Below are 12,077 nucleotides of genomic sequence, written 5' to 3'. Positions count from 1 at the left end.
GTCGCCTGTTGATGAAGATGGCGAAGGCGGGAGAGGTGCATAAAGTTGGCGGTAACCGTTACTGGGTTGAGCCCGTTCCACCGGTAACACCGATCACACCGGTAACAGCAAAACTCAGACCTTTGATGCTGCACCAGAATTTGACGACGAACCTGTTACCGACCCCGGCGACACCGGTAACACCAATCACAGGCCGGGCATCGTTAGCCGGCGCCTAGCTCCTCGTCCGGTCAGCGAAGTTGAGGCGGGCAACTGATGAGCAGCAAGCCTCTTCAGATCATCATGCCTGAAAGGGCTCTAGGACTCGTTGCGGAGGCCGCTGAGCGCGCCGGCTGCAAATCGAGCACATGGGCGCGGCAAACGCTCTACGCCGCTCTACGGAGTCTAGGACCCGATCCAACGGCTACGCGTGCAGCCTGAGCTCTAAGTGCGGCCCCAGAAAATCACTTTTGGCAAGATGCGCGAGTCCAGCGGTGTCCGTCTTCTGGCGGCGACTACCATTGTAGCCACTCCACCACCCTGTCCGCCGATCGCTGGTCCGATGATGCTCGGCTGTCCGACATCGAGCCGCAGTTCGTCTGTAAGGCCTGCGGCAAGCGCGGCGCCGACGTCAGGCTGGATTTCAATTGGGACAAGATGCCGGCCGGCAAGTGGGGGTATGTCTGCCAAGGGTGGTCAGAGGAGTGATCAATCCGATCTGGGTGGATCAGATGAGTGATCTTCTCACTTCTGAGGCGCTGGTGGGGGTGTTCCGCCAAACCACCCAGCCGCATACCCGATCACGAGCAATACCACGATGACGGCTACCACACCGTACCAGAGGCGCCTGTCCGTGAAATCCATCGTTACCTCCAGCTATCCTGCTATGCAAGGCAACCCGGCGAATTCTTCAAGCCTCGGCCCGTCGTGGCCGCGACGAGTTCGCCCAATCATCAAGAGGGTACGCCGAAACAAACCGAAATCGAGGTGGTGGTTTGCCGCATCGTCGGCAGCGAACCTGCGCTTGTTGCGCAACTCGCTTGCGCTCTGGTCAAAAATCACGATCCGCAAACACAGCGTGGTACTTCGAGAACCACGGGAGGTCCGCTCCCGCCGCCAGGGCGGGTGAAATTGGCTCCGGGGTCACGCTTGGGGTAACGAAATGCGGGCGTTGAACCGTCACGTCGAACGAGTCTTTAATCCCGATCGCAAGGGCCATCATTGGGGCAAGCGAAAGCTGAAGAGAGACCAATGACCGTTTCTGTCCACGTCAACACGAGCAAGCAGGTCGGCGACGCCGAGCACAAGGTATTCGCAAATGAGGATGCCGCGGAAACGTGGTTTGCCGCTCGGGCGGTGAAAGAGGCCCGCCAGCGTGAAGCGCGAATCCTCTCCGGTGAACGGTGTAGTCAGCCCCGCCCTTTAACTAAAAACTTAAACAAGTCAGGTTGGCTTTGTCTGGACTGAACCGACCAAGCGATTCTGGAAAGCAGCCGCACCGATCAAGCTCTACGCTCGATCCCATGCACTCTGGACTGGTATCATGAAGTCAGAATTTTCGATTGGGGATCGCGTTCAAATAAGCGCACTCAGCGCAACACGCTGTCCGCGACTTGCTGACAAGACGGGCACTATCGTCGGCCGGAGCAGCGTCTACGTAAATTGCGCCCGCGTCCTGCTCGACGGAAACAAGTCACCAATATCCGTTCATTGCGACTATCTCGACGCAATTTTGTCGGTCAGTGCGGAGTGAGTGCTTTGTAACAATCTATGGCACCGCCATATGAATGCGGGAGACCGCAATGCCATTATTGGAATTGCTCGCTTGGCTGATGATTGCGGGAGGCCTGTTGGTGCTGGCGGGATGCATTGAGCTTGCATTCAGGTCGAGACCGCCCCCGTTCGGCTCCCTGGGGAGCTGACCTCATGGAGGTCACACGAGCCCGCTACGTCATCGGAGCCGATTTCCAAGACGAAAAAACCAGACCTCCATTTGTGAAAGGGCCCGCCGTTTCTGCGCAGGGCTTAGCGCTGGTCTACCCGCCTCCGGTTGGCGGCCTCTTTCGCTCTGGCGTGAAAGGCGGTCCTACACTCCGAAGAGCTGCAACAGCAGTCCCGCAAGAACGGTAATGGTCCATGCTATCGAGACGTCAACTAGAACCGTCTCGCGTGTCATAAAGGATCGGCGATGCTGCATGACACCAACCTCCGACTTGCGGGGCTAAAGCCCCGGGGCCGTAGCTGAACGCCGGGCGAAGGCAAATACTGATTCGTGTCCGAAACGCCGATATTTAAGTGGGAAAAACCGGCAACGTCTGTTTGGAAGTTAACAGAACGTGAAGATTTTTTGGTGGAGCCCGCCAGCGTGAACCGGCGGGCTCTCCCTGTGGTTGTGCGCACCACAACCAATGGGGAGGACTGGGAATGAAGCAGATGCTTTTCGCTGTGGCCTTGATGCTGGCCGCGACCGCTGGCACCACGGGCATTCCTGCAGCAGCGGCTCGCGCGCGTCTGCTTCCAAGATTGTGAAAGTTCTTGAGAGAGCGCGCCCATAAATCCCTTCCGCCGCGTCGACGACGTTCAAAACGTGGGTTGCGGCCGTAGCTTCTCCGATCATTTGCCGTAACCCCTTGATGGAGGAAGGGAGGTGGGGGAGGGACTGTCCGCCGACATAACCGGCCTAGCGGACGCCAGCGATCGGAATGTTCGGGTAAGAGGATCGATGGCGAGCGGTGGATACGCGTACATATCGAGCCGCGTGCAAAGCTCGCTGGGGAAATGCCAGCATGCGCTTGTTCCAGGCTTCCCAGAAATCCCGCAATGTCGACTCGCGTCATTTCGTGTGCGCGCAACAATCAGGTCGCTCTCAGGTCAAAGCGGACCTCAAATGGCAGGCAGGACCGCCTGGATCGGTCGCGCATGACCCACAACGGACTCTGGCCACCTGCGCGAGAAACTAAGCGGGTATGGGCGCTCTGCGGTGCGGAGCAGTCTAGGATGCGCCTAAATAGAGTGCCGTCCAGCGTTTTCATGTACCGTCCGATTTATCCGGCGGAGATAAGAACATGCGATATGCTTTGGCCATCGCGATGTTGCTTGGGTCGACGCTTCTTGCTCAGGCGGTGCCTATCGATCGTGACAAGTGGATCGCGCAGACTGAAAGAGCGAGCAAATCCTGCCTAGCTAAATTTCGGCAGAAATTCGGGGAAGACAAGGGCAAATACTCAAACTGTATGGCAGATCAAACTAACAAAGCGATCGATGACTGCGTTGGCAGTAGTGAGTTTTCTAACTGTGTTTTAGAAAAATCCTTGAGGGTATTGGAAGTCTGCGACCTATCGAGCTGCTGAAAGTACACATTTCAGGTTGCTTTACCTAATATCGTAAAGGAGCCTCTGGCAACTAACGCCGAGTCGCCTGAACCTCTTCGGTGTACCGCCCGTGCTTGTAATGGCGAGAACTACAACGGGCTGCGCGAGCGCCTACGGCGCTCTTCTACCTCGTTTGCCACCTGTTTGTCGTGGGTTACGAAGAGCCGAGGCTCAAAAAGTCATTCGGGGCGGAATACGATGCGTTCCGCATCAATGTGCCGCGTTGGATCCCGCGCCTGACCGCGTGGCGAGGCGGTCCGTAGCGGCTGTAGCGTACGACCTTGGCTGATTTTGATGAGCTTCTCCTGAAGGCTCTTCAGCAAAGTTTGTCTGAAATTGGCCCAGAGCGACGTATTGCACCGCCACACGACGTCGGTCGTGAACGGGGCATAGCGGAAGTTGACGAGCAGCCGTCTATTGCAGAGGGCGACGCTCGTGACCCGGAGCGGACCGAGGCGCCATCTGCCACCCGCCTGTTTCAATCGCGCTCGGCGAGTTGGGAAATGATCTGGCGGGCACCATTGACGAGTTCTTGGACAACATCTGCCGCCGGCTTGATCGTCTGCACCAAACCGACACCCTGTCCCGCAAGAAAGTCCATGCACTCAAGATCGCCGGAAGTGGCTGGCGTCGGCGGAAACCCCATGAAACGTAAGAGCGGCACCAGCTGGCCGCCGATCCTAGTCTCGCCGATCTGCGGTTCATCAGGCCTCTGCTCACTGCCGCGTGTCTCCTCCGGCAACCAGTGCTCGACAAAGGGTGTACGCAGGGTGCGATGAGGCGCGTTTGGCCAGCCGTGACCGAAAAGCGTTGTGCGAACCGTCTGATCTTCAGTCGTGTCAATGATTTTCTGTTTGTAGATCGGATGGGCGTAGGCTTCGGGTGTCGCGATCAGTCGGGTGCCGATCATCACGCCCTGGGCTCCGAGCGCGAGAGCGGCGACGAAGCCCCGCGCATCTGCAATGCCACCGGCCGCGATGACTGGAACGGGCGCTACCGCGTCCACAACACGTGGCACCAGCGCCAACGTCGTGACCTCTCCGGCGACATGACCTCCGGCTTCCACGCCCTGAGCGACAACAGCATCGACACCCGCGCGGACCGCCCTTTCGGCATCGGCTACAGAGCCGACCTGATCGATCACCTTCACCCCGGCGGCTTTGGCTCGCCTGGCAACGGCGGTCGGATCACCCCAGAAGGTCAAGAGGACCGGAACCTGCTCCTCGATGCAGACATCGATGGCGGCCTCGACCGGGAAAGGCAGGTGCGGCCCGCTCAGCAATACGCCAATGCCGAACGGCTTGCCTGTGAGAGACCGGAGGCGTCGAATCTCCTCCCGCAGCACCGCCGGCGGATTGCCGCTGAATGACATGATCCCCAGTCCGCCGGCATTGCTCACCGCTGCGGCAAGCTCGGGACCGGTGACAAACCCCATCGGTGCGGCGAAAACCGGCACTTCGATGTCCAACAGTCGGCAAAGCGGCGTGCGCAGCATGATCGGCTCCTCACGTTCGTCGTGTATCCCCCACCGCTGCAGCCGAATCCAGCATAGCACCGCCAGTGGATGCAAGACGCCGCGATTTGGTGGAGAAGGAAGAGTTCCGCACTTGGCCCTGAGCGACGTTTGCACCGCCACAAGACCTCGGTCGCTAACAGCGTATAGCGGAAATTGTCGGACAACCGAGTATGGCAGAGGGCGACGCTCGTGACCCTGAGCCGACATCGACATCCATGCAGCAATGTATCCGTCGCAGTCAGACAAATGCTCGAGGCTACTCGTTCAAGAAGTTTTCGATGTAATGGAGCGAAGCTGAAAGCCTCAAGCAAGAGACCCGAACATTGACGTCCGTTTCCCATAGAAGTTATCTCTTCGTCCTATCCGAAAGATGCAGAGTGATCATTTCTATTATGCGGTCGGCCGCGGTGCCGGACGGAAAGAAGCCGATGTATTTTCCGGCTTTATCGACTAAGTACACGAACGAAGAATGGTCGATGACGTAATCCGGGCTGTCAGGCGGGTATTTGGCGTAATAGACCTTGAAGGCGAGCGCCATGCGCCGAATCTGCTCCGCACTGCCAGTTAAGCCGATCAGCCGCGGGTGGAATAGCGGCACGTAATCGGCGAGGTGCGCAGCGGTGTCGCGCTCGGGATCAAGCGTGATGAAAATCGGCTGGACCGCTTCCGCTCCGGCCCCTAATCCATCGACCGCCAGACCGATCTGCTGCAGATCGGTTGGACACACGTCCGGGCAATAGCTGTAACCGAAGTAGATCAGCAGAAGTTTGCCGCGAAAATCCTCGTCGGTACGAAGTTTGCCGGTGTGGTCGATCAGAGCGAACGGCCCACCGATCGGACCGCGGTTCCACATCAGGTCGTCCATCAGGCGCGCGGCAGACGTCTCCTCGGGCGATTGTGCCAGCAACGAGCATTGTGCGTCGGCCAGCAGGAGGCCGGCCGCGAGACCGAGAACGCGCCGACGGGTCGCAATCACGCGCCGAAATTGAGCCGCGCCGCCGCCGAGGCCAGCAGCAGCCTGTCCGGCATGATCTTCTGCACGGAATCGACGAAGGTCTGGCCGCTGCAGTGCATCGGCACCACCGCGTCGGGCGCGAACGTCTTCAGCTCGGCGACGACCTGATCGGTATAGTCGGGCGTCGCCGGCCCGAGATGGAAGCCGCCGATCAGTGCATGCAGTTTATTGATACCGGAGACTTCCTGCGCCTGCCGGATGGTGTTGAGAATGCCAACATGGCCGCACGACGTGATGACGACGAGGCCGCGGTCCTTCACGTTGAAGCAGGTCGCGTGCTCGTGGGTATGCTCGTCCGGGACGACCTTGCCCTGCAGTTCCGCCGCCGAGAAATGCGTGTATTGGGTGGCATCGCAACCTAGCCCGTCCTTAATCCCGTACTCCACCATGGTGTTGGGCAAGACCTTTTCAATGCCGGACCGCTTGATCTGCCCGGTGGTGAAGGCGTGGCCGGCGATCACGGTCGGGTGCTCGCACAGGACGGTCGCGACCTTCTGAGCGGCCAGAGCGCGCCGGTCGAGCGTGCCGAAGTCGGTGAATTGACCCGGCGCCCCGATCAGGCGATGACAGAAATTGTCCTCCCCGCCGGCATAGAGCTTCACGTCCGCCGGCAGAGCGCCACGGTGCTTGTCGAGGAATCCCATGAGGCCGCCGTAATGATCGAAATGGCCGTGGCTGACGATCAAGCCGTCGATCTTCTTCACGTCGACGCCCATGATGCCCATGTTGTTGATAAGCACGTCGGGCGTGTAGCCGTAATCGAGCATCAGGGTGCGGGATTCGTTGCCGCGCTGGGATTCGAGCCACAGCGACAGGCCCCATTGTGTGTGTATCACATTGGGAAACCCGGCCGACACGGGGGTCGGCTGCACGCTCACGCCGTTGACCGTTGCCGGGCGCAGGAAAAGATTGTGTGTGGAGTCGACGAGCACCCTGATTGACAGCTTATCGACCATCGGCACCTCGATCGGTGCTGCCGAAGCGAACTCGACGCACGTGAAGCCGCCGCTCACCGCGAGGGCCGCAGAGCCTGCGAGGAAGTCACGCCGTCCCAATATGCGGGTCATGTTGGCCTCCATACCGTGTTTCGAGGCCCCAACTGGCGCGCAGTATAGCAAGCTTCTCGACTGCCCGGAAGTCAGGCCCCGCGGTTGGGGCGGCCAGGCGCAAGCTTCCGGTCCCACACCGACAAAGCCGGCGATCGCCTCACATGTCGGCAGTCAAGGGTAGACCGGAATGGCGAAGGCGAGGCCAAATCGACGCTTATCCACACTAGAACGTAACGCGTTGCGTCACGGGCGCGGCCTCATGCGCTCAAGCCATGCCGTGAGCCTTGATCTTTCTCGGACCAAGCCATCCTGATTGAAGTGGTGAACACAAAAGTGCGCCCATGAATCTTCGAACGCCATTTCCATGTCACCCGTGGCCGAGGTGGTACCTAGCCCGATTTCTGCGTAGGTAAACTCGAAGCTGCCGCTAGGGCGCGCCAGCGCAATGTGGAATGGTTGACCAGTAAACTCGTTGATCATCGGCCTGCCGCTGCTCCGCATGACTCCGGGTATCTCTACCCTTGCGGTTCTGAGTTCCAAGTCCGCTTCGAGATCAATCGGTAGGAACAATGTCTCGCAAAATTCTGAGCATGTGGGCGCGAATACGGCGAAAAGATTGCTCAAGGGTTCGCATGCCTCGCCTGAGATGATCGTTTCAAGCGCGATCCGTTGAGCTTCATCCGCATGCTCGTCGATAACGATCTGGCGCCGGCCGTTTCCGTCTTTGATTTCGCCGGGCCACTTGTACAGCGCCGCCCAGTTCAGGCCTGCGAGCGGCGTATCGTTAAAGTGGCCTTCAACGATGGTGCCAACGAAGGCCGACTGACAATAGCCGTGGGTACTCGGCAAATTGAACTGGCAACCACAATTCATTGCGCAATTGCAGTTATCATAAGTCTCGCTCTTGAATAGCCATTGATTAGCCATTTCACCGCACCCTCCCGCAATCTTCAGGTTAGCTAGGAGCGCACCCGCGTTCTAGCCAACAGCTTGCGCGCTTCGTTCAGGGCCTGCGCTTCCGCCTCCGCCCGGGTGGGGCCCTCGCCGCGCGCGAGGCGTGCTCCGGGGCTGACATTGTCCACCTCGCAGCGATATCGGTTGCCCAGCTTGTACGAGATCACCCCGATCTCCCAGCCACCGAGGCGCTGCTTCCGTCGCTGATAGCCGTCGGCGTGCAGCCAGGTCTTTCCTGCATAAAAGGCCGCTTTCTCGACCAGGCCCGCTTGCGACCAATGGTGGGCGAGGATCTCAGGATGCAATTCCACCGTTTCCGGAAACCGATCTTCCAGCACTTGCGCAATCCGTGCGTGCAGCTCCTGTCGTCGGCTGCGCAGCAAGGTCGTATACGCCGCATCCCGGATCAGCGCGTGCTTGAACGTGTAGGTCGCGCCCGGCGGCCTGCCGCGGCAGAAGACCAGCTCGGAATGGACGAGGCGGTCCACGGCCTCTTGCAAGGTGCTTTCCGGGAGCGGGACCAGGGCGGCCAACAACTCGTAAGAAAACTCGCGGCCAATCGCGGCGCCGATTTGCGCGACCTCTCGGATCGGCGCCAACCGATCCAGCCGCGCCATCAATGAGGCATGCAGCGTCGTTGGGATCGCCAGCGGCGGCACCGGACCGTTCAAGACGTAGCGGTCACCCGCATCGCCTAGCAGACCGCTTTCCAGCACCGCCTTGGTCAGTTCCTCGACGAACAGTGGTACGCCGTCGGCGTGCGCGGTGATTTGATCAAGGATAGCCGAAGGCAGCTGCTTGTTACCGGTGAGGCACTTCACCAATTCGGCGCCGTGTTGGCGGCCCAGACGGTTGAGCGCCAATGTCGTCACGTGCGCGTCGCCAGTCCACGGCGACTGGAACTCTGGCCGAAAGGTAATGACCAGCAGCACGCGCAAGGACGAAATCCGCTCCACCGTCAGCTCGAGCAGCTCGAGCGAAATCGGATCGATCCAATGTACGTCCTCGAAGACCATCAGCACCGGTCGATCCGCAGCCAGCCCGGCGAGCTGTGCGAAGAGTGCCTTCAGGGTTCCTTCCTTGCGCCTCTGCGGATCCAGGTTTGGCGGCGGATAGCGATCGCCGCCGATCGATAACAGGTCAGCCAACAGGGCGGTGGCTTGCTTCATGGTCTTCGTCGATGGGGCGAGGATCGCCTCAAGCTTGCCAAGCCGGCTTTCGGCGTTGTCGTCCCGTTCAAATCCGGCGGCGTGCTCTAACTGGCTGACGATGGGATGAAGCGCGGCCTCCCCGTGATAAGGCGAACAGAAGAAGCGCATCCGAATGTGCGCTTCGCCGCTCAACCGTTCTTCGATTGCCTCGGTTACGCGCGACTTCCCGATGCCCGGTTCGCCAGACAGCAGCACGACCCGGCCATCGCCCCCCTTGGCCTGCTGCCAGCGGCGCATCAAGAGCTCGAGTTCTTCGTCGCGGCCGATCAGCGGCGTCGTGGTACCGGCGGCGTGAAGCGCCTCGAAGCGGCTCTCGATAGCGCTCGGGCCGACCACCTGCCATGCCCGCACCGGATCAGCGAAGCCTTTGAGCGTCGCAGGGCCGAGGTCGCAGTACTCGAACAGCCCGCCCGTCAGGCGCCTTGTGTCGGTGGCGATCACGACGGAGTTCGGGGCCGCCAACCCCTGCAGCCGCGCAGCCAGGTTCGGGGTTTCGCCGACCACCGCTTCCTCCCGAGCCGCGCCGCTTCCGATGAGATCGCCGACCACCACCAGGCCGGTGGCGATGCCGACGCGCATTTGCAGCTTCAGCTCGCCCGGCAGCGGAAGCGCGGTTGCGCCGATGGTCTCAACCAGAGCCAGACCGGCACGGACCGCGCGCTCGGCGTCGTCCTCGTGGGCGTGCGGGTAACCAAAGTAGACGAGCACGCCGTCGCCCATGTATTTGGCGACGAAGCCCTCGAATCTTTTGACAATGCTGGCGCAGCCATCGTGATAGACGCGCAGCACGTCACGCATGTCTTCGGGGTCGAGCCGCGCCGAGAGCACCGTTGAGTTGACGAGATCGCAGAACATTACGGTGAGCTGCCGGCGCTCGGCGGATGCCGGAATAGGAGCCATTGGTGTGGCGGCGGTTGGGTTGCGGTCGCTCGCCGTCAGCCTCTTTCCGCACGCGGGACAGAACTTTGCACCTGACCGGATGGCCGCGCCACAGGATGGGCACCGGCCCGGGAGAGCCGCGCCGCACGCGTCGCAGAACTTGCTCTCCTCCGGAATGTCGGCCCGGCAGCTCGGACATTCCATGCGCCGCTCCCTGGCCTGGCCAGCCCTGGTCTGTTTCAAAGTCTAGCACAACGAGCCGCCGCAGGCGCCGCTGCCTTGCCCTGATTCCAACGACAAAAAGCCGCGCCTGACTTGAGCAAAGCCGAATGCCGATTCTTGCGCAAATTGTCAGCGCGGTGGGTACACCCGCGTTCTCGCCAACATCTCTCTTGCCTTATTCAGCGCCTCGGCTTCTGCCTCCTCGCGGGTGTCCCCTTCGCCTCGCGCCAGTCGGCCTCCCGGGCTGGCATTGTCCACCTCGCAGCAGTATCGGCCGCCGAGCTTGTACGAGGCGATGCCAATGTCCCAGCCTTCGAGGCGATCTCGCCGGCGCCGGTAGTCCTCGGCGCGCAGCACCGTTCCGCTCTGCATCGCGTTCACCTCCTTCGAGATCACGCCGCGGCGCGCTCAATGGGCGCGCGGACGAGGTTGCCCCACTCGGTCCAGGAACCATCGTAATTCTTCACGTCGGGGTAGCCCAGGAGGTACTTGAGTACGAACCAGGTGTGGCTCGAGCGCTCGCCGATACGGCAATAGGCGATCGTCGGACGATCCGGGGTCACTCCCTCGCCTTCGTAGAGAGCACGAAGCTCGTCTACCGACTTGAAGGTGCCGTCCTCGTTGCAGGCCTTGGCCCACGGGATGTTCCGCGCGCCAGGCACGTGCCCGCCGCGCTGGCATGTCTCGGGAAGGCCGGGCGGCGCCAGGATCCGCCCCGTGAACTCGTCGGGGCTGCGCACGTCCACCAGCGCAGCGCTCTGTTGCGCCGCGGCCGCCTGGGCATCGCCGAGATAGGCGCGGAGCAGGAAATCGGGCTCGGTGGGCACCGTGTAGCTGGTGTGGGCGATTTGCGGCACATCCGTCGTCAGTTCGCGCCCTTCCTCGAGCCATTTGCGTCGCCCGCCGTCCATCAGGCGAACGTCCGAGTGGCCGTAGATCTTCATCTGCCACAGCGCCCAGGCGGCGAACCAGTTGTTGTTGTCGCCGTACAGGATCACGGTCGTGTCGTTCGCAATCCCTGCCTCCTCCATCAGCCGCCGGAAGTCGCCGGGCGGGATGATGTCACGCTGCAGCGTATCGCAGAGTTGTGTCGTCCAATTCCAGGCGATCGCACCCGGAATGTGCCCCTGGTCGTACCCACCCGTGTCAACGTCGACTTCGACGAGGCGAACGTCGGGATCGCTCCGGTGCGCCACCACCCAGGCGGTATCAACCAGCACTTTGGGATCAGCATACTGACTCATGAGAATCCTCCCTGTTGGTTTCCACGGATATCGTCGCCCGTGCGGCGGGTGCCAGTGTGGTCACTCAGCTCGTACGGATCGCCCACTAACTCGGCCTGTGCATAAGGGCGTGCACAAGCGCCGTCCGTCGAGAATGGCTCCCTGGCCTCATAGGCCGACGCCAGTGCGCGGCCGGGGTCGATGAGCAGCAGCCCACCTAATGCTTGAGTGAGAAACTCGCAGCATCTGGCGCAGGGCGAAAATTACCGCGGGAGAAGCTGACAACAGAGGAGATTCGCATTCCAGCATAGGGGGCTACGATACATCTCCAGCCGAGTAAGGTATTGGATCGCACTTCACGACGTTTGTCGAGGGTTGATGAAGGTCCGCTGTTGGCCCCCAACCGGACATCTATTCGACGTCGTAAAACCGACGGCCATCCAGCAACAAGTTGCAAGAGGCGTGAACTTAGTCAGTAACGGTGACCCACGCCAAGCCGGCAAAAAATCTGCGGCTTGGGAAATCCGGGCGTTTGGCTCCTGCGGGGGAGGCAATGGTGACGAACTCGGAAGTCTCCAGCGACTTACCGGACAAGCCGGCATCCGATAACGAGCAACCGGACAAAGCGACGTCCGATAGCGGGCAACCGGGAAAATTG

9 protein-coding genes are annotated in these 12,077 nt (G+C 60.8%); 2 read left to right on the top strand and 7 right to left on the bottom strand.

What is annotated here, in order from left to right; translation table 11 throughout:
- The first annotated feature begins 1,230 nt into the window (after positions 1 to 1,230).
- Positions 1,231 to 1,446: a hypothetical protein gene (locus tag HCN58_RS26245; protein WP_171582203.1), complete on the top strand. Its 216-nt coding sequence runs from the start codon at positions 1,231 to 1,233 to the stop codon at positions 1,444 to 1,446.
- Positions 1,447 to 3,044: 1,598 nt separating this feature from the next.
- A complete protein-coding gene (locus tag HCN58_RS26240) occupies positions 3,045 to 3,329 on the top strand; it encodes a hypothetical protein (RefSeq protein WP_171582265.1) in 285 nt (94 codons plus the stop codon).
- 499 nt (positions 3,330 to 3,828) lie between these two features.
- Here HCN58_RS26240 and HCN58_RS26235 read toward each other — a convergent pair whose 3' ends face one another.
- The 7 genes from HCN58_RS26235 to HCN58_RS26205 form a co-directional block, all read right to left on the bottom strand.
- A complete protein-coding gene (locus tag HCN58_RS26235) occupies positions 3,829 to 4,845 on the bottom strand; it encodes an NAD(P)H-dependent flavin oxidoreductase (RefSeq protein ID WP_171582264.1) in 1,017 nt (338 codons plus the stop codon).
- Positions 4,846 to 5,212: 367 nt separating this feature from the next.
- Positions 5,213 to 5,731, bottom strand: a complete 519-nt coding sequence (locus tag HCN58_RS26230) for an SCO family protein (protein WP_171582263.1) — start codon at positions 5,729 to 5,731, stop codon at positions 5,213 to 5,215.
- A 107-nt stretch (positions 5,732 to 5,838) separates the two neighbouring features.
- Positions 5,839 to 6,948 (bottom strand): MBL fold metallo-hydrolase, encoded by a 1,110-nt coding sequence (locus tag HCN58_RS26225; protein WP_171582262.1) that lies wholly within the window; start codon positions 6,946 to 6,948, stop codon positions 5,839 to 5,841.
- Between the two features lie 225 nt (positions 6,949 to 7,173).
- Positions 7,174 to 7,857 (bottom strand): DUF1326 domain-containing protein, encoded by a 684-nt coding sequence (locus tag HCN58_RS26220; protein WP_171582261.1) that lies wholly within the window; start codon positions 7,855 to 7,857, stop codon positions 7,174 to 7,176.
- Between the two features lie 32 nt (positions 7,858 to 7,889).
- Positions 7,890 to 10,178, bottom strand: coding sequence for an adenylate/guanylate cyclase domain-containing protein (locus HCN58_RS26215; protein ID WP_171582260.1), 2,289 nt, complete (start codon positions 10,176 to 10,178; stop codon positions 7,890 to 7,892).
- A gap of 147 nt (positions 10,179 to 10,325) precedes the next feature.
- Entirely contained in the window at positions 10,326 to 10,592 is a 267-nt protein-coding gene (locus HCN58_RS26210) for a hypothetical protein (protein WP_210266156.1), read from the bottom strand.
- A complete protein-coding gene (locus tag HCN58_RS26205; protein WP_171582259.1) occupies positions 10,589 to 11,440 on the bottom strand; it encodes a sulfurtransferase in 852 nt (283 codons plus the stop codon). Before HCN58_RS26205 ends, HCN58_RS26210 begins: the two co-directional genes overlap by 4 nt.
- Between the last annotated feature and the right edge of the window lie 637 nt (positions 11,441 to 12,077).

The sequence above is a fragment of the Bradyrhizobium australiense genome (assembly GCF_013114825.1).
GTDB lineage: Bacteria > Pseudomonadota > Alphaproteobacteria > Rhizobiales > Xanthobacteraceae > Bradyrhizobium > Bradyrhizobium australiense.
Note: the sequence above shows the minus strand (reverse complement) of the source record. Positions and strands in the feature narration are given on the sequence as shown.